This is a genomic window from Cohnella boryungensis (assembly GCF_042651945.1).
Taxonomy (GTDB): domain Bacteria; phylum Bacillota; class Bacilli; order Paenibacillales; family Paenibacillaceae; genus Cohnella; species Cohnella boryungensis.
In genome coordinates this window covers 443,011-462,458 of sequence record NZ_JBHSED010000003.1, presented here as the reverse complement: position 1 = coordinate 462,458, position 19,448 = coordinate 443,011, and the positions used below count along the sequence as shown (strand labels likewise).

The window sequence follows — 19,448 nt, the reverse complement described above, 5'->3', positions numbered from 1 at the left end:
CAATGAATCCATTAGTTCCAATGACCCACTTTCTGCCCAAAGCGAAAAAAGAAAAGTTTGCGGTAGGTCAATTTAACGTCATTACGCTGGAATTCGCCGACATCGTTGCCACGGTTGCAGAGGAAGAGAATGCCCCCGTTATTTTTGGAGCGGGAGAAATGTCCATCAAGTATATGGGACTCGACTATTGCGTAGCCGTAGCTAAGCTTGCGGCCAGCAAGGTCAGCGTCCCGGTTGCCCTGCACTTGGACCACGGCAGCAGCTTCGAGGTTGCCATGAAATGCATTCAGGCAGGCTTCAGCTCGGTGATGTTCGACGGGTCGAAATACCCGCTGGAGGAAAACATTCGCTTAACGAAGCAGGTGGTTGCAGCCGCCCACGCCGTCGGCGTATCTGTTGAAGCGGAGTTGGGCTCCATTGGAGGAACCGAAGACGATCATACAGTCGATGAAGCGGATGCCGCATTGGTTAAACCGGAGGAAGCCATCTATTTCTGGAATGAAACCAAGGTCGATGCCATGGCGATCGCGGTCGGCTCGGCTCACGGAATGTACAAGAGAGAGCCCAACATTAGAACGGACATCATCGAGAAGGTTGCAAATGCCATTGATGTATCCGTCGTTCTCCATGGGGGGTCGGGCATCCCGGACGATGCGATTCGCAATTCAATTACTGCCGGCATAGGCAAGATCAACGTCAATACGGAAAATCTCGTCGCTTATACTGCCGCGGTTCGCAAATTCATCGCATCCAACGACACCGAAACAGACCCTCGAAAATATCAAGGGCCTGCCCGCGAAGCAATGAAAGACGTCATCCGCAGCAAAATCCGTCTCTTCGGCAGCAACAACAAAGCCTGAGCATAGACGGCTTGCGCTGCCATTAACAAGCGATATAACAGCCAGGGTGGAACGGATGCTTCAGATCTGTTCCACCCTTTTCTATTGCCTCCCATATGCGAGCCGCAGCGAATCGAAGCTTCACTCCGCCGCCCATCTCCCCCCGCCTGGCAACGGGCAGCCTCGCGCTTTAAGCTTGGCAGCTACCGGAACAATGCAACCGCAGAGCATACACGTCAAGCCGTCCTGGCATTTGACGCAAGTCCGGCAGAGCTCCAGTCGGATACGGTAAACCTCATCGGAGACACAGTGCTCCGAATCGAACATTGGCGAATCCAGAATACGCGCGATCTGAGCCTCCGTCACCTTATACTCCGGCCGACACCCCTTGCATAGCGACTGGGCGGAATCCGTCATCCCGGTTTAGTTACCGGATGTCAGGCACAGAACAACAACCGACATCGGGGGCAATTCAACCTTCAGTCGTCCCGGCTCTGCGGTAAATCCGGCAAACTCCCTCGGCTGTACGGCATCCGGCTGTTGAAACGAATTATGCGCGTCCATCGCGGACTCCGCCAGCACGGTGCCGCTCACCTTCCATGCGCTCTCTCCCATCCCCCGAAGATCGATGGAGACGGACGAGCCCTCGGCGGGATTGAGATTGCACAGGCTGATATGGATGCGGCCCTCGCCGTCTCGCGAAGCAGAGGCCGATACGGCCGGAGTGTTCTTGCCGCTCTGATCGAGCTTGCCGCAGTCCAGCGTCAAATCTAGCAATTCCGCATCCTGGTGAACCTTGTACATATCAAATACATGATAAGTCGGAGTCAGCACCATTTTTTCGCCTTCTGTCAGAATCACCGCCTGCAGCACATTGACAACCTGAGCAATATTCGCCATTCTGACCCGCTCGCAATGCTTATGGAAAATATTCAGCGTAAGTCCCGCCACCAAGGCGTCCCGCATTGTGTTTTGCTGGTAGAGGAATCCCGGGTTGGTTCCCGGCTCCACATCGTACCAGGTTCCCCACTCGTCTACAATCAAGCCGACTCGCTTGTCGGGATCGTACTTGTCCATGATCACTTCGTTCTTGGTCAGCAGCTCGTCCATGAAATAAGCCTTATCCATCGCGGCAAACCACTCCTGCTCATTAAAGCCGAGAGCGCTGCCTTTGGCCGACCATTCCGGTCCGGGAACCGTGTAGTGATGAAGCGTAATGGCATCCATGAATTTCGCCGCTTCGCGCATCAGCACCTCCATCCAGTTCAGATCGTCGCCGCCCGGACCGCAAGCAATCTTATGAACCTTGTTGTCCCCATAATTGCGAACATAGGTCTGATAGCGACGATAGAGATCCGCATAATATTCCGGCCTCATGTTGCCCCCGCAGCCCCAGTTCTCGTTGCCGATTCCGAAATACGTTACCTTCCACGGCTCCTTGCGGCCGTTCGCCCCGCGCAATTCGGACATCGGGGAGATGTCTCCTGAAGTCAAATATTCCATCCATTCCGACATTTCCTGCACGGTACCGCTTCCAACATTCCCGCTGATGTACGGCTCGCAATCCAGTAATTCGCACAGCCTCATGAATTCATGGGTGCCGAAATGATTGTTCTCCACCACGCCGCCCCAATGCGTGTTGATCATTCGTTTGCGGCTCTCGCGCGGACCGATTCCGTCCATCCAATGATACTCGTCGGCGAAACACCCGCCCGGCCAGCGCAGCACCGGAATCTTGATCCGGCGCAAAGCCTCGACGACATCCGTGCGAATCCCGTCGGTATTCGGAATCGGAGAATCCTCTCCTACCCACAATCCTTCATACACGCATCTTCCGAGATGCTCGGAGAAATGTCCATAGATGTTTCGGTTGATCCGTCCCTTGCGAATATCCGCGTTCAGTACGCCTTGATAAGCCATGCCGGGCTCAGCTCCGTTTCATAGGTCGATTAGAAGGCCATTTTACATCCAAAGTATACCGGCTTGTCTTTTTCCCTTCAATCGATTATACTGCCCAAAAACTGACCTATCGTGCTTTTTCAGAGGAGGAACTATGATACGTTTGGTGAGCTGCGGATATCAATTCACCCATGAAGACGGACTCGTCATTCATCGGCCCGCCGGGGCGGGAAACTACGCTTTCGTTTATTTCAAGAGCGAATCCCAGGTAGCGGTGAACGGCTGCGCGACGCCCGTCTCCCCCTACAGCTACATTCTTTTTTCCCCCTCCGAGCCTCATCGGTACGGAGAGCCCCGCAAGCTCTTCGTCAACGATTGGCTTCACTGCGAAGGGGAAGAGCTGGCCCACCTGCTGGCGCGCCTGGACTTTCCCTTGAACACGCCGATACAAGCCTCTGAGCCCCTCTCGATCTCCAGAAGCATTATGGACCTTCAAAGCGTCCAACGCCTTGGAGGACCCTTGTGCGAAGAGATTCTCGATCTGGACCTCAGAAGCTTCTTCACCGGATTAAGCAATGATCGGCGCCGTCCGCTGGCGCAAGGACATCCCCATCCTTATTTCGTCCAATTTACCGAGCTGCGGAACCGTCTGTACAATTTGCCCCAAGCCAGATTCTCCGTCGACGAGCTCGCCGTAAGCGTCAATCTGAGCAAATCTTACTTTCAGCATATCTATAAAGAGCTGTTCGGCTGTTCCGTACTCGATGACATCATTCGCAGCAGGCTTGAATACGCCAAATATTTGCTGGACAACACCACGCTTGCGATTGGCGCGATTTCCAGAATGTGCGGGTACGAGCACGACACCCATTTTATGAGGCAGTTCAAAAAATTTCTGGGCACTACGCCGAGCCGGTACAGGAGTAAATGTTGATGAAACAAGTAAAACGGCTTCTCATTCTCTATATGATATAATTTGGGAAATCGTATAAGTGCGGAAAGGAAGATAAGAAATGCGCATGCTGGGAGCTCACAAAAACACGGAACGGGTTCGAATTCCTCGCTCCCGTTGTCTGCAGCTGCTGGAGCGAGAATCGCATCGCTCCTTGACGCTGTTCGTCGCCCCGACGGGTTACGGCAAATCGGCGCTGATGGAAGACTGGGTGCGCTCGATGTCTCCCGATATTTTCACCGGCTGGTTAACGCTAGAGGGGGCGGACAACGACCGGATGCGCATACTCGGCCGCTTGACCGCCATACTCCCGACTGAAGAAAGCGCCGAAGGCCCGCCTTCTCTCGATTCGGTCGTACGATCGTTCTACGCTCGACGAGAGATTTGCCTATTCCTTGACCGGTTTGAAGCTATACGGGAACCGGGCATCCGTCAGATGATTACGGATCTGGTTATCCAAGCTCCGGCACATGTTCGCTTCTATATTGCCGGTACGGACGTGACGCCTTTGATGGGAGACGCCCGAATTCCCCATTCGGACTTGCTTGTCGTGACGGCCGATTATTTGCAGCTGGATAGGAACGAGATGCGGCAAATGGTGAAGCTGAACACCGGAATCGAGCTGGAGAACGATGCCGTTCAGTCGTTAGAGCGGCTGACCGAGGGCTGGCTGCCGGCCGTAAGCAGCTTCATTTCGTATCTGGATGGCAGCAGAGCTTGCACCCTGCAACCAATCGAAGCCATCGACTCGGTCGTGCCCGACATGCAGCGCTTCTTTTTGCATCGCGTGTTTGCACATCAGTCTTCCGAATTACAGTCCTTTATGCTTCAAACCTCGATTCCTGATTTTTTGGATAAACAACTCGCTTTCGAGTTAACGGATCACCCTAAGACGGCCGACATGATCGAGCAGCTTGAAGGGAGCGGCCTGTTTCTGTTTCAAGAGGCTTCCGACCGCTATCGTTATCATGCGTTATATGCCAATTTCCTGCGCGATCATTTTAAGCAAACCGCTCAAGAACGCTATGAGCTTTTGTACGACAGGCATGGCGTCTGGCTGGAAAATAAGGGCCTACTGCTTGACGCGATTCGGCACTGGCTGCACGTTTCGAGCTATGAACGAGCAACGCGCGCTTTCCTCGCCGATATCCCGGCTCTTTTCTCCCATCCGACCAAATCGGTCTTGCACGTGCTGGACGCCTTTCCGCTGAAGGAATTGATCAGTCGCCCTACAGCCGCGATTTTGTATGTGTGGTTCCTGATTGTCGACCAAAGGATCTCAACCGCGGAAACAGTGCTTCATCAGACCGAGGCCGGGATGGCGGAGGATCAGTCCTACCTTTTCGCCCTCACGGGAGAGGATCTGCGCGGGTATCTCGCTTCCTTCCACTCGATTATCTACTACTTGCGGAACGATCGCGAGAAAGGCACGGCATTCATGAAGGAGACGGAATCCCGCCTGAACGGCCGGGGGCTGATCTATTGCCATACCAGCTCGATCAGCAAACCCGTCAGCTCCCTGTTCAAAAGCGCCTTTGGTCATTGGGGGTCGCTGGACCAATCGATTGCCATGTGCGAATACGCGGAAGAAAAGTGGCGCGGCGATAGCGTAGGATACGGCTATTTCCAGGCGTTGCTCGGCGAATGCTATTACGAACGAAACCAACTGGGCGAGGCCCAAACGCGCTTGCTCATCGGGCGTAGAATCGGGCTTGACCGAAGAGATGCCGGATTGCTGCTGCCTACGACGTTGACGCTCGTTCAGATGAAGCTGAACGAAGGAAATGCGCAGGCCGCGCGGATGCTTCTGGAGGAGACGCAAGCTCTCTTAGCCGACCAATCGGAAGGCGCATGGCTGCTTGATGCCTGCAAGGCACGTCTGTGCATCGAAACGAACGATTCCGCTTCTGTAAGCCGCTGGATCGCTAATCAGGAAGAGAGCACGACGGGAACGCACGATCACAACTATATGTACGGATATTTGACGCTGCTGCGGGCTCTGCTTTATACGGAAGAATTCGAGAGGGGCGTCGCTTATGCGGAAAGCCTGCTTCAATATAGCCACAGCTTGTACCGTCATTATTATAAAGCGGAGCTGCATCTGCTGTTAGCCCTGTTCGGCGACGGAACGGGAAATAACGTCTCCGTCGTTCGCCACCTCGAGCAGGCGCTCCACATCGGCCATGCCGAGGGATATGTCCAGTTGTTCCACAATGACTGGAAGCGGATCGGCCCCCTGATGGCGAAATACGAGAAGCAGCTGCAGTTGGCTCTGCTACAGGATACGGGCGACACTAGCGTGTTCTACGAACAATTGCGGCACACGGTCGGATCCGCAGCGCCGAACCAGGGCGAATTCGACAAAGCCTCGAATCTGCTCACGCCTACCGAATACAAGGTGCTCCAGCTGCTGCTCGAAGGTCGATCGAACGCCTTCATCGCCGGCAGCCTGAACAACTCGATCGAAACCGTTAAAAGCCATTGCAAAAAAATATACAAAAAGCTTGAGCTTAAAAATCGCGGCGAGGTCAGGGCGCATTTCGAGCGCGTCGCTCCTATGTAGAACAAGCTGTTCTCTGCATGAAAAGCGCAAAGGGCAGTACAGATGTCTTCTGTACTGCCCTTTGCGCTTACTGCGCCGGCTTATGTTCCGTTTTAGTCCATAAACTCGACATATTGCAGGAATCGCCTCAGCATCACAACGGCTTGCGCTCTGGTCGCGTTATCGGAAGGCGAGATTGCGTCCTCTGTGCTTCCGAGGATGATCCCTGCGGCTACGGCTTGAGCAATCGCCGATTTGGCCCACGCGGAGATATCGGCGCGGTCGCCGAACTTGCCCAGAACGATCGGAATGCGATCTCCGTTCATTTCAGGATGGCCCAGAAACGCAAGCGCATTGCTGAACATAACGGCCATCTGTTCTCTCGTTATGCGGGAGCCGGGTGCGAATTCGTTCTTGGACAATCCCTTAGCCAAGCCGGATCTGACCCCCGCTTCAATGACCGGCGCGAACCAATCTTCCTTTGCAACATCGTCGAAGGTGGCGCCCTCGATAGTTTGCTCGATTTGCAATCCTAATGCGCGGACCAGCAAAGCCGTGAACTCGGCTCTTGTGATCGGGCTGTCCGGCGCGAATTTCGTATCGGATACCCCGCTTGCGATCAGCTTTGACGCCAGCAGCTCCACGTCGGCTTTCGCCCAGTGACCGCTCAGATCGGCAAACGATCTGCGGTCCGATTCCAGAATGGCATAGATGCTGTTGTGCGGCACCTTGATCGATATTTCCGTTTTGCCGTCCGCCCTTGCCCCGGTCACTGCCGGAACAAAGGAAAACGTCCGCGTTGCGGGGTCGTACAGAACGGCGGTCATGCGTTCTCCCGATATCGCCTTGTCCAGCACGATCCCCCGAATCATGTACGTTCCGCCAAAGTCCCGCACTTCCGCCGTTTGTCCGTCGGCCGACACAGTCACTTTATAATCCACCGCATCTCCGATCAGCCTAAGTCCGGCTTTGTTCGCGGCTTGCTCCAGCCGTTCCTTCTCTTGTCCGGCCACTTTGGCGATGAAGACATTCACAAGCTTCGTTTGCGGCTTCGGATTCAGCGCGTTCACCGGAAGTTCATAGCTGGAATCATTCAACACGATCCTGAATACGGTATTCGGATAGGCGCTCTTCACTTTGTCGAGGGCGGCCCAGGAAAACTGCACCTGGTCGGCCTGCGCGGAGTCGTCAACCACGACGGTGACGAACGGTTTTCGCGCTTTCCCGAGCAATTCCTGCACTTGCCCGAGGATAGCATCGGTCAACGCGACATGCTCGACGATCGTGCCGTCGTTAAGCTTCTCCTTGACGATAAATGAAGAATCCATCCATAGCGTAATACCGCCGCCGGAATCGATCATCATTTTCGGACCCTTCGAAGGGATAGAGGGTTCAGCGGCAGAACCCGTGCTCCCCGAGCCGCTTGAAGGGCTGCGAATATTCGAAATCGTAAGCTGCGCCACGGCTTCATTGCCCGCCTCGTCTATCGCGTAAACCGAGTACGTTCCGTTAGCGGTTGCCTGAAAGCTGTCCCCGGCAAGCGAATGGCCGCCTGTCGCAAAATAATCGGCGGTTCTCGTTCCTTCCGCCCACTTGGTCCCGGCTATACCGCTTCCCGTGCCGTCTATGGCTGCCGTTACCGTCACGGGACCGTTGGTCGTTACCGTGCTCGCAGGCTGCTGGGACAACGTAATTTCCGGTCTTACGGAATCGATGAGAATGCCGGTAGTTGTCGCAGCCGGCAAAGCAAGCGAAGCCGCAACGGTCGTCTCCGCCGCATGGATTGCCGCGCCATTCGGCAATTGGATGTGCCTGCCGATAGCAATGTCGTTCGAATGGACAAGACCTTCCTGCACGATATACGTGAAGAGCAGCTTGTTCCGCTCGCCGACGGGTTGCCCGGCGTAGGCTGCGTAAACCGTTGTTGCGTCGGCCCCGTCACCGATCGTAAGAGGAACTGCCGGGGTGTTTACGACATCGATGTCTCCTTCGTAGCTCACGGTGAAGGTCAGCGCATCGCCGATGCCGTAATACCGGACGGGCGGTGTGCCAAGGCCGGTCATCTCGGGAGCGGGAACCTCGATCGTCAGCCGGTACGCGCCATCCGGCATGCCGTTTATACCCGTCGTTGCGATCAAGATGTCATTGGCGCCGGGTTTCACAGTCACTTGCGCCGACGCCGACTCCGCCGCTCCAATCGTTACCGTCGTATGGGAATCTGCGGGACTGGCGGTAATATTGACGGATTTGATATACCGGTCCGCCAATAAATCGTATGCGCCCTGAGCTGCTCCGAAGACAGCAGGGCTCCAGGACAAGACGCCGTCCGTCGAGGTTGCGCCCAAGGCTTGAAGCTTCACGGCGTCGAAATGACGGATAAACATCGGATACGATGTCCCGTTCATCATCGCCCAGGTACCGGCAAAATCCCAGCCGCTATACGTAGCTGCAAGCTGCATGTCCGCGGTCGTTTTCCCTGCGCCGCCAGCGGAAACCACGAGCCCTCCAGCTTCGGTGTCCCAATAGGAATGGGTCGCTGCGCTGCCGGTGTTCTCTCCGATCAGCCCTCCTGTATGATCCCCGCCGTTTACGAGCCCTGCGGCATAGGTGTACGCCACGTTTGCCGCTCCGCTGTTTAACCCGACTAGTCCGCCTACCTGCTCGTTACCGGCAACATGGCCCTTCACATAAACGTTCGAGAGAGTTCCCGAGTTGCTGCCGACTAAGCCGCCGACTCGGCTGCCACCCGTTATTGACGCGTTCTCCAGGCCAATATTGCGGATAATGCCCGAAGACGCCGCGAACAACCCGGCATCGTCGTTCGAGCCGGAAACGGTCAAGTTGCAGATGGCATGCTTGTTGCCCTCGAATGTCCCCGTAAACGGATGAGCTCCGTCACCGATCGGATTCCAGCTCCGACCGGCCAGATCCAGATCGTTCATCAGCTCGTAGCTGTCGCTTAATTCGTAGTGGGCGGTTCCGATCTCCGCCAGCTGGGAGGCGGTCGCGATGCGATGGGGATAATGGACTCCGTCTTCGCGAATGATCTGAAGCGTATAGCTCGCGGTGAACGGATTCGTTGCGGCTCCGGGCACGGCAACGTCGGTCGAAGCCGTGATGACGATACTGTTATCGCCTGGAACCAGAGAAACGGCTTTCGAGTCGGTAGCATCGCCGTTGATTGAAACACTCATGCGGCTGCTGTTGGAATATACGGACACGGTTACGCTGTCGACTTCGCCCGTTACCCGGCTTGAATAGGTCGAGGCGCTCGCGTTAAATGCCGGTGTGTATGCGACGGCTCCGTCGTTGAGAGTCAGTTCGTCCAATGAGATTTGCTCCAGCGTTGTACGGTGAATCGGAAATGTCATGCCCTCCAGTATGGCCCACTGTCCTTGCGCGGAGAAGTCCCACGAGTTGAAACTGGCGGCAGATTTCATTTGTGGTGTCGTTAAAGAAGAGCCAATCGGGGAAGTGTCGCCGGCCAAGTCTTTATTGTAGTAGGATGAGCTTACGTTGAAGCTGTCGCCTTGCGCAAGACCGACAAGTCCTCCGACATATCCGCTTCCTGTTCCGTTTACCTGAGCTGAAGCGTAAGAAGTGCGAATTTCGCCTGGCGCTGACGGGACCCCAATGGCGTATCCAACCATTCCGCCGACATTATCGGCACCTTTCACGGTTCCGGTGACATAAGCGTTTTCAAGTGTCGAGCCATTAAGATATCCAACCAAACCGCCGACGTCGCTACTGGCTCCGGTTCCCAAAATATCGACATTGATCAAACCTATATCTCGAATAGTAGCTCTTGAAATCGCGCCGAATAATCCGACTGTGCCTGCACTTCTATTGATTTTCAAATTGGAGACCGTATGGCCGTTGCCGTTAAAAGTACCTCTGAAGGCAAATTGATCGCCGCCTCCGGCCCCAACCGGCTCCCAGCCGTCCCCGCCATTGTATCCGGCGCCTCCCGGGCTTAAATAAGCGAACAAATCGATATCCGTGCCGAGCGCATAATGACCCTCCAGATTAGACCGCATCGCGTTCAACCCGGGAGCGTCATAAATCATAGTGGGACAATCGGCAGTGGTTCCGGGCGTTACGCCATCGCATGCGGATGCGAACGCTTTGTTTTCTGTGCCGAAAGGTAACGCCGCAGTCGTAATTACGATGATGGCGAGCAGCAGGGTAAACCCCTGGCGGATAAGCAGCTTCCTCATTTCAGTCCCCCCAATAAACATAAAAAATCTAGTTTAATATAACCATAATATAGGCTGAAAGCCTATCCCCCTTTTGGGGTGAGATTAAAGGACACTGCACAGAGGATAATTACGATCCGTCGGGGATACTCACCGGGCCGGAACGTTATTAAGCCCGATGGACGACACGTTGAGCAACGTGTCGTCCATCGGGCTTTAGCTTCCAAGCTATCGGCTACTTCTGTCCGTAATTCTTTTGCAGCTCGTTCAGCAGCTCTTCTACCGTTTTTTTGCCGCCTTTGAAAATGATCTCTTCGACGCCCTTAACGAGATCCGCATTGAACATCTTCGTCTCTTGCGGATACGCGAACGGCATTCCGGCCTTCTCCATGTTGTCGAACACCGGCTTGAGCTCTGGATACTGCTCTAAATATTTCGGCAACAAGGCGGATACGGCAGGGGAATAACCGACGCCTTCGATCGCGTTCAACTGCGCTTCGTCGCGCAAAGCGTAATTGATTACCTTCATCGCTTCAAGCTTATTCTTACTGCCTTTCAGAATGGACAATCCGTGCGAGTATGCGCTTTGAGCATCCACGGTGCCTTTAGGCATCGGCAATGCAATCAATTGCAAGTTCGGATTAGCTTCCTTCAGGTATCCGACGTACCAAGGACCGCCTGTCGACATCGCTCCTTTTTCCTTGGCGAACACTTCGCCGTCCCATGGCGCGCCTACTTCAATCGGCGCGATAGCCACTTTCTCTTTCAGGAATAGATCCGTGAAAAATTGCACGCCTTTGATGTTTTCCGGCGAGTTGATGGTCTTGCCGAAGTTCCAATCCCCGCCAAACGCATGTACGTACTGCGTAATGTGGAACGGATCAATGCTGCCGACGATCCCTTTCATTCCATCCTTCGTCATCGCTTTAGCCAGCTCAACCAGCTCATCCATCGTCTCCGGGTACTTCGTAATGCCCGATTTATCGAACAACGCCTTGTTGATGGATAACATCGAAGTAGACGAGTCGTAAGGAATGCCGTACAGCTTGCCGTTGTCCGTCCATCCTTTGTAAAGGGAGGCAGCAATTCGGCTCTTATCGAAACCGGCTTGAGGGATCCATTCATCAAGAGGCTCAAGAACGCCTTTGGCGATATACTCGTAATTTCCTTCATCCGACATGGCAATAATGTCCGGACCTACGCCCGCTGCGATTGCAGCAGGAACGGCTTTCCAAAATTCATCGCTGGTCGGATATTGCTGCATAACGACTTTGATTTCGGGATATTGCCGCTCTAGACCATTCACCATAAATTCGAAGTTTTTCTGCTCGGAGGCGTTGGCCCAATAAGCCATAGTCACTTCGACAGGATCTTTCTTCTCCTCTTGAGACGGAGACGGCGCGGTGGAAGCCGATGGGGAGGATCCCTGATCCTTGGTTGAATTCGAGTTCGAGTTTGTTCCGCAAGCAGAGACAAGCGTCACAAGCAGGACGGCGCTAAGCAGACTAAACCATGACTTCTTCTTCATCTTTCGTACCCCTTATGTCAGATATATTCGCCTGCATTCGGCGTACTTCAATCATATGGAATAAGCGAGAACTGAAAAATCGTGGATCTTTACATTCTATCGACGATTTTTACTTACCCGTTCCTTCCAATATTGCTTTTCGATATTCGTTTGGAGGTTGGCCGTATACTTTTTTGAAAGCGATATAATAGTTATCCGCGCTATTAAATCCTACTTTCTCCGCAATCTCGTAGGTTTTGAGCTTGCCGTCGAGCAAGTCGTCGAGCGATTTCTTCACTCGATACTGGTTAATGTAGGGAATCAGCATTATCGAGGTCTGCTCTTTGAACAGCCGACTTAAATAGCTGCTATTCAGGCCGACATGATGGGCCAACTCCTCTAAGGTCAAATCGTGATCATAATATTTATGAATATATGCCAGCACCTTCTGGATTTTCAAATTCGTCGAAATTCCCGTTTCCTGCCGTTTGCTGCGAATGTACGCCAGTTCATTAGCCAAAAGCTGTCTGACTCGCGCCAGATTGTCCGCTCCCATAATATCCTCGATAGTGGGAAGGCCGCTGCCATTTGCATCTCTATCCGCCTCCGAGTACATTTCCATAAGCGAATAATGCAAGCTAACGCTTAGATCCAGCGTCTCTCTTTTGCTTATATCGCGGTTTTTCCCGATCGTCTCGTACAAGAGGCGAAGGCAGGCATCAGCCTCCTCCCAATTTGCCGCTTCCGTTTTCGTTCGAATCTGCTTAACGAGCTCCTCATAATTGCGTTCGTGGTTCGCAACCTTCCTCCGATGTACTGTCTCGTAGAACACAACGCTCGCTTCGGCTTCGAAAAACAAATCCTCCGACGCCCGAAACGCCTCTTCGTACGCTGCAGGCACTTTGAGCAATTGGTTATGCAGCGCGCTCACGCTGAAGCTGACGCCAATGTTCATAAATTGCTTAAGCGCCGTTCGAATCGTCCTGATCAAATGCCACTGCTTCTCGAACACGTCATTCAAACTGCGAAGCTTGTCATATGATTTTAGGATGGCGAATTGATTGCCGCTCACTTGGAAAAATTCCAATTGATCAAACTTTCGAAAAATTTCGCTCAAAATATTGGTGACCGAAAACCCGACCAAATGATCGAGCGGTTTGGCATACCGTTTCTGGACCATCTCGAAGTTATCGATAAATAAGAGCATGCAGCAGACATTAGGTTGCTTAAGATCGATTCCTAATTGCTTCGTTTTCCGCTCGATCTCCCATTCGTGCCTGACGGAGCCCTCGATCCACCCTTTACAAAACAACGCCTTCAATTCCGGTTTACTTCGCTCTTCGTTACGACGCAAATGCTCGATTTGATCCGATTGTTTACGTTCCTCAAGGGCAAGGCCGCGTACGCGATTCAACGTCTCGAAGACAAGCGCTGGATAAAGGCTGGGTTTGTGAATATAGTCGACGGCTCCGAGCAGCATCGCTTCGCGAACGTATTCAAATTCATTATAGCTGCTTAGAATAATGACCTTGCTCGGATCCGAATGGGTTTTCAAATGACGCAGCACTTCCAGTCCGTCCATAACCGGCATCCGAATGTCCAGGAATACGATATCCGGCTTCAATTCCGCCATCTTATCGATCGCTTCCTGTCCGTTACGGGCTTCGCCGACCAATTGATATCCATGTCCTTCCCAATCCATGAACGACTTGAAATTCATCCGTACGAAATTCTCGTCATCTACGACCATTATCTTCACTCGCCTCACCCCTATTCCATCTGCTTAAGTTCCGAAGCTATAACAGGAACCCTGATTAACACGGTAGTGCCCGATTTCCATTCACTGCGGATTTCGACCCCGTAATCCGTTCCGAAGTGCATCTGAATCCGCTTAAAAACGTTAGAGATTCCGATAGAGTTGATTTTTTCCGAGCCTTCCTCCACATGATGGAGCAGCTGCTGCATTCGCTCCTTCTGCATACCGACGCCATCGTCCCGAATGGTGAACAAGATCGCGTTATCTACCCGCTCCACGTCGATGGTTAGCTTGTAATGTCTCGTCTCCTCGATAAATCCGTGGAACACGGAGTTTTCAACGAATGGCTGCACGATAAACTTCAAAGTCCTGTAAGAAAGAACTTCATCGGATATGCGGCATTCGAATTCGAACGCATGGTAATAGCGCAATTGCAACAGCTGCATATAGTAGCGGATGAAAGTCATTTCCTCTTCGATTGTGACATACTCTTCCGTGTTCCTTGTAGAAAATGTCAGTATTCGAATTAAGGCATCCAATACCTCTGTGATGTTATCGGCCCTTTGCGCCTGGGACATCCACTTGATCATCGTTAAAGTGTTGTACATAAAATGAGGGTTTATTTGGTTCTGCAGCGCGTTAAGCTCCGCGTTGCGTTTCTTGTGCTCCTCGTCTTTAATCTGACCGATCAAGGTCTTGATTTCCCTTGTCATTTTGTTGAAGGCGCGTCCCAAACGACCGATCTCGTCCTGGCTGTCCGAAACAGCCGTCACGTCGAATTCTCCTAACTCTACTCGTTGCATCTTCCTGCTCAAGCTGAGGATAGGCGTTGAAATTCTCCGCGATAACATATAGGCCGCGATGAAAGCGGTTACCGTTAGCGGGATAAGCGTATACAAGGCTAGTCTTCGAATTTGATTCGCTTCGCTGAACAGACTTCGTTTATGAATAATGCTGTAGAACTTCCAACCGCTTATGGACGATGAATCGCTAACGATATAGTAGTCCCCGTTTCCGCCCTCCGTCCCTTGGGCAGTCGCGGAAAGCTTCGGATCGTAGCGCATTAACACCGAATCGAAGGAATTGCCGATTTCGCTCTTTTTCGTCGAGAATAACACCGTGTCGTTCTCGTCCACGATGACCTGCTCGACATCGGAACTGAATTTAAGTCCTTTATACAAGCTGCTTAGCGCATCGCTTTTCAAATTGATTACGAATACGCCAAGCTTACGATAGGAATTGGAATCTACGATGACTCTCCCTATGGATACGACGTTTTTTACGGGCGAACTGACCTGCTTCTCCATATGCAGCCCGATGACGACCGGAGCTCCCCCGCGATTAAGGATTCGCTTATACCACGCCTCATTCTCCGGAGAATAATCATAGTTGAAGATGACCTCGTAGCCTCTGCGGTATACGTAGTTGCCCGTCTGCGGATAAATAACCAGGGAGTCGATATCATTGTTGAACATGAATAGATCCTTGAAGAACGTATCGTTTACATACCGGTAATCCTGGCTGCGCTCGAACATCCCGTACTCCATGGTCGAATAATCCTTTGCCAGAATGTCGACAAGCTGTTGGTCGTAATAGGGCTTCTCCGATATTTTCAGCATGTTTTTGAGAAATGTGTCGCTGTTGGATATGATCTGCTGATTCAAATCCTTGAAAGAATTGACGATTCTATTTTCGAATGAGGACATGAAAAGCGTGTAAGAAACGAAATTAATAATGCCTATCGGCAAAACGATGAGGAGCACGTAGGTCGAAAACAGCTTCTGACGAATACTCCAGTCCTTAACTCTCTTCATCGCATCGTACTCCCCAGGGTGCTTAATCGAGCTTATGCTGCTCCTATTGTAGGATGGAAAGAGGCCGCGCTCAATCTTTTTGATTGTCTATTCTATCGAGGATGTCTTGTAGTTGAAGGAAAGAACTGTCCGGTACAATGTAATCGGCCTCGTGCAGCACCTCGCTGGAACCGATTCCGATTGCGAACATGCCGGCTCGCTTGATCGCTTGCACGCCCGCCTCGGCATCCTCTACGCCTACACACTCCTTAGGGGAAACCCTAAGCTCGGAGGCTGCCCGAAGATAAATATCCGGGTAGGGCTTTCCATGCGGAATATCGGCGGGGTCTACGATGACTTGAAAAAAATGCCCTATCCCCAATCTTTCAATGATGGTCGGCGCGTTACGACTCGCCGAAGCGAGCGCAATTCCGATACCCGCTCCAACGATATCCTTCAGCAGCGTTTCAATCCCCGCAAGCAGCGCTTGCGGACCGATCGTGCCGATTAGTTCCTTGTAGTAATCGTTCTTGCGGGCTGCCAACGCTTCTTTGTCCGAAGCGGTAAAACACGCATCCGGCTTTCGTTCCAATATCTTCTCCAGCGACTCCATCCGCGATATCCCTTTGAGCAGCTCGTTGTAATCTCTATCGAAAGGAATGCCCTGTTCGCTTGCAATCCTGCTCCAAGCTTGATAATGCAGCTCCGCGGAGTCCGTAATGACGCCGTCCAAGTCGAACACGAATGCTTTAATTCGCTTGTTCAACCGATGCACCCCCTTCGACAAGCTCCAAGTCCAATGTTTGCTTAAACGTATGGAGGCGACCTCTGACATGCAGGGACAGCGACTCGTTCCGATTCGTCCCGTTCGTAATTTGCAGACGCTTCTTGTCGATCCGAACCTTTAGCTTATCTCCCTGCCAATAAAGCGGGAACTCCAATGCCTCCCAAGCCGCAGGCAGACGAGGGTCGATTCGGAGCAGCCCGTCCAAAGAACGGACGCCGCCGAAACCGAATACGACGGATTTCCAAATGCCGCCGATCGAGGCCGAATGAATGCCCTGATCGGACGATTTCATATTCGGCCCCAAATCAATGCGGGCCGCCTGTTCGAACATGCGATACGCAAGCTCGTCTTCCTCCACATCGCAAGCGAGGATGCAATGCGTGGACAAGCTGAGCGACGAGTCATGTACGGTTAACGGCTCGTAATAGCTCCAGTTCGCTCGTTTGACCTTCTTCGTAAATTGATTCTCAAGCAGATAGAATAAGACGAGAAGATCCGCCTGCTTAGACACCTGAATCTGGCTGATCTGATCCATGTTGTAGTCCTCCAGAATCAGGCCGACATGAGCTTGATTCCGATATTTGCCAAGATCAATGCGCTCCTTGTGCAAGTACGTATCGTCTTGAGGGATGACGTCATCGATAGAACGCGGCTGAGGCAAATAAATCCGCTCCGCTTTTTCCGCCCACTCTTCGGAAGCTTCCTGGATTCTCATCCGCTCGTTTAACTTCGTCCAGGCCTCCTTGTCGGCATGCAGCAGCTCTTCGTGGCAACGAATCGCCGTCCTGAGGTTCCAATTCGCCATATAGTTCGTATATGCGTTATTGTTCACATGCTCCTTGTATTCATCGGGCCCGATGACATCTTGAATATAATAACGACCGCTGGGTTGATCCCATTCGACTCGGCTTGCCCAGAAATTCGCGGTCTCCATGATGATTTCGTATCCGCAGCGGACCATAAAGTCGCGGTCGCCCGTCGTCCGGTAATATTGCCATACGCCATAAGCCACGTCGCTCGTAATGTGCTGCTCGATCAAGCCCGTCCAAATCCGGGTAGGCGTTCCGCTAACGACGTCGACCGGTCCCCATTCGGGAGTCTCTTCTTCCCCCGTGCCGGCAGACTCCCACGGATACATGGCTCCGCGGAATCCGCGTCTCTTGGCGTTGAGCCTAGCGCCGTCAAGCGTACAGTACCGGTATTCCAACAGCTTACTTGCAGCCTCAGGGTCCGTGAATAAGAAATAAGGCATAATGAAAATCTCCGTATCCCAGAACACATGACCTTTATAGCCTTCTCCGGTTAGCCCTTTCGCCCCTACGGAGATTCGGCTATCGTGCGAAGGTGTCATAATCGTTAGATGATACTGAGCAAACCGAATGGCTAGCTGGTCGAAGCCGCGGTCCGTAGTCACCTTGATCGGAACGGCTGCCCATTTCTCTTCCCATACCCGTGCGCTCTCGGTCAAGAGAGCTTCGTAACCTAGCTCCGCGTAACGGATCAGCTCCGAAAGAGAAGCTTCCTTTAGTCGCCCCAAGTCCCCGCATGTATTGTCAATATCGCGGCTCGTATGGATGCTGCACGTTTTCTCGAACACGAGCTTCTCGCTTTCTTGCAGCGATACCTTCATCTCAGTCCCCAAATATCGGCGCTCTATGGAAGGCTTATTGATCGGAGAGACTAATCTTCCGTCCTTCCAGAAGCGGTGCGTGCAATTGAAGACAAAATCGATTTTCGATTCGGTCGTCGCTGCGGTCATTTGCAGATGAACTCCGTCCGCTATCCTTTTGTCTCCTTCGTGAAAATGCTGCGCCCCCGAGTTCGTCATCCTGCCGTCAATGCCGGATCGCATGGCGACATCCGTCTTTCCCGACAACGGCGTAATTTCCAGCCTCATGCCGATCAGATGCCTATCTTGCATGGAAACGAATCGGCGAAACACCAATTCATATTGCTCTTTCTTCGCGCTCTCCCAGACGACTTGGCGGATCATCTCCCCATTCTTCAGATTGAACCGACGGCTATACGCCAAGATTGTTCCTCTTTCCAAATGAAACGGTTCCCCGTTCAGTACGAGATTCAGCGCTATGAAATCCGGAGTATTCGGCAGCTCCGTCACTTCCCGGTCATCGAATCGGTTAAACGTCCCCGCGACGAAGCAGTTTCTCGTTTGCCCAGGATAAGACTCCTCCGTGCATGCGCGCACCCCCAAATAGCCGTTGCCTTGCGCGAAAATGGTCTCGAACTTGGCCAAATTTCGCTCATCGAATACGGTCTCCTCCAAAATCCAATGAGTCCATTCTCCTTGACCGGTCGAATAGTCGATCATGATGATTCCTCTCCTTATCTCGCTTTCTCTCGCGATTACCCTTTAAGCCCAGTCGTCGCAATGCCCTGTACCAGATGGCGTTGGAAGATCAGAAAAACGATAATGATCGGAATCGTTAGAAGAACGACCCCCGTCATCGTCAAGTTCGGCCACTCGAAATAACGGTTTTTCAAAGTATTCAAGCCTACGGTCAGCACATACATTCGGCTATCGTTAACAAGCGTCACCGGCCAAACGAACGAATTCCATGTCCCCGTATAACTGAAAATAATCTGCGTGCCGATCGCCCCTTTCGATAGCGGGAGAATGATCCGGAAAAACGTGCCGATCTTGGTCACGCCGTCGACTTCCGCCGCTTCCTCTAGCTCCTTGGGAATAGTGAGGAAAAACTGACGCATCAGGAAAACCAGAAAACCTTGGAACAGGAACGGTATGATCAGACCTTGGTAGGAATTAAGCCACCCCAGCTTAACGATCATGGAATACATAGGGATAATCGTCACCTGATAAGGGATCATCATCATCCCGATAATGAGGAAGAAGATAAGACTTTTGCCCGGATATCGAAGACGCGCAAGCGAGTAGGCGGCTGTTGTATTGATGAATAAATTGCCAATCAGAATCCCAAGCGTAACGATAATGGAGTTTTTGTACCATGTCAGAATATCGGAGTTAAGCAGAATGTCGGAGTAATTGGCAAACGTAAGACGGTAAATCGGAACGAGCTTATCGATATCCGTTTTAGATAATAAGGAGGTGTACAGCGCGTAGCCAAAAGGGACTGCGAAAACGAGCGAGCACAGCGCAAGCAACGTATATCGCACCCATTTGTTTTTTCCGTTTTCCAT

At 52.4% G+C, this 19,448-nt stretch carries 11 protein-coding genes; 3 read left to right on the top strand and 8 right to left on the bottom strand.

Features of this window, described 5'->3' with window-relative positions; genetic code table 11:
• Positions 1-2: 2 nt before the first annotated feature.
• The gene (locus tag ACFO1S_RS03230; RefSeq protein ID WP_378126227.1) at positions 3-860 is read left to right on the top strand and encodes a class II fructose-bisphosphate aldolase; all 858 of its coding nucleotides are present in this window, start codon (positions 3-5) and stop codon (positions 858-860) included.
• Between the two features lie 402 nt (positions 861-1,262).
• Here ACFO1S_RS03230 and ACFO1S_RS03225 read toward each other — a convergent pair whose 3' ends face one another.
• Complete coding sequence (locus ACFO1S_RS03225) at positions 1,263-2,759, bottom strand: alpha-N-arabinofuranosidase (RefSeq protein ID WP_204600682.1); 1,497 nt, start codon at positions 2,757-2,759, stop codon at positions 1,263-1,265.
• Between the two features lie 133 nt (positions 2,760-2,892).
• Here ACFO1S_RS03225 and ACFO1S_RS03220 point away from each other — a divergent pair, with 133 nt between their 5' ends.
• Both ACFO1S_RS03220 and ACFO1S_RS03215 read left to right on the top strand, forming a co-directional pair.
• A complete protein-coding gene (locus ACFO1S_RS03220) occupies positions 2,893-3,672 on the top strand; it encodes a helix-turn-helix domain-containing protein (RefSeq protein ID WP_204600683.1) in 780 nt (259 codons plus the stop codon).
• Between the two features lie 79 nt (positions 3,673-3,751).
• The gene (locus ACFO1S_RS03215; RefSeq protein ID WP_204600684.1) at positions 3,752-6,253 is read left to right on the top strand and encodes a winged helix-turn-helix domain-containing protein; all 2,502 of its coding nucleotides are present in this window, start codon (positions 3,752-3,754) and stop codon (positions 6,251-6,253) included.
• Between the two features lie 92 nt (positions 6,254-6,345).
• On the opposite strand, the gene ACFO1S_RS03210 is transcribed toward ACFO1S_RS03215, so the two are convergent.
• The 7 genes from ACFO1S_RS03210 to ACFO1S_RS03180 form a co-directional block, all read right to left on the bottom strand.
• Complete coding sequence (locus tag ACFO1S_RS03210; RefSeq protein ID WP_204600685.1) at positions 6,346-10,449, bottom strand: S-layer homology domain-containing protein; 4,104 nt, start codon at positions 10,447-10,449, stop codon at positions 6,346-6,348.
• Between the two features lie 214 nt (positions 10,450-10,663).
• Positions 10,664-11,956, bottom strand: coding sequence for an extracellular solute-binding protein (locus ACFO1S_RS03205; protein WP_204600686.1), 1,293 nt, complete (start codon positions 11,954-11,956; stop codon positions 10,664-10,666).
• A 109-nt stretch (positions 11,957-12,065) separates the two neighbouring features.
• Entirely contained in the window at positions 12,066-13,685 is a 1,620-nt protein-coding gene (locus ACFO1S_RS03200; RefSeq protein WP_378126290.1) for a response regulator, read from the bottom strand.
• A gap of 20 nt (positions 13,686-13,705) precedes the next feature.
• The gene (locus ACFO1S_RS03195; RefSeq protein ID WP_204600688.1) at positions 13,706-15,505 is read right to left on the bottom strand and encodes a sensor histidine kinase; all 1,800 of its coding nucleotides are present in this window, start codon (positions 15,503-15,505) and stop codon (positions 13,706-13,708) included.
• Positions 15,506-15,575: 70 nt separating this feature from the next.
• Positions 15,576-16,250, bottom strand: coding sequence for a beta-phosphoglucomutase (pgmB, locus tag ACFO1S_RS03190; protein WP_378126223.1), 675 nt, complete (start codon positions 16,248-16,250; stop codon positions 15,576-15,578).
• Positions 16,234-18,600 carry a glycoside hydrolase family 65 protein gene (locus tag ACFO1S_RS03185; RefSeq protein WP_204600690.1) on the bottom strand — a complete coding sequence of 789 codons (2,367 nt, stop codon included), beginning with the start codon at positions 18,598-18,600 and terminating at the stop codon, positions 16,234-16,236. Before ACFO1S_RS03185 ends, pgmB begins: the two co-directional genes overlap by 17 nt.
• A gap of 35 nt (positions 18,601-18,635) precedes the next feature.
• Entirely contained in the window at positions 18,636-19,448 is an 813-nt protein-coding gene (locus ACFO1S_RS03180; protein WP_204600691.1) for a carbohydrate ABC transporter permease, read from the bottom strand.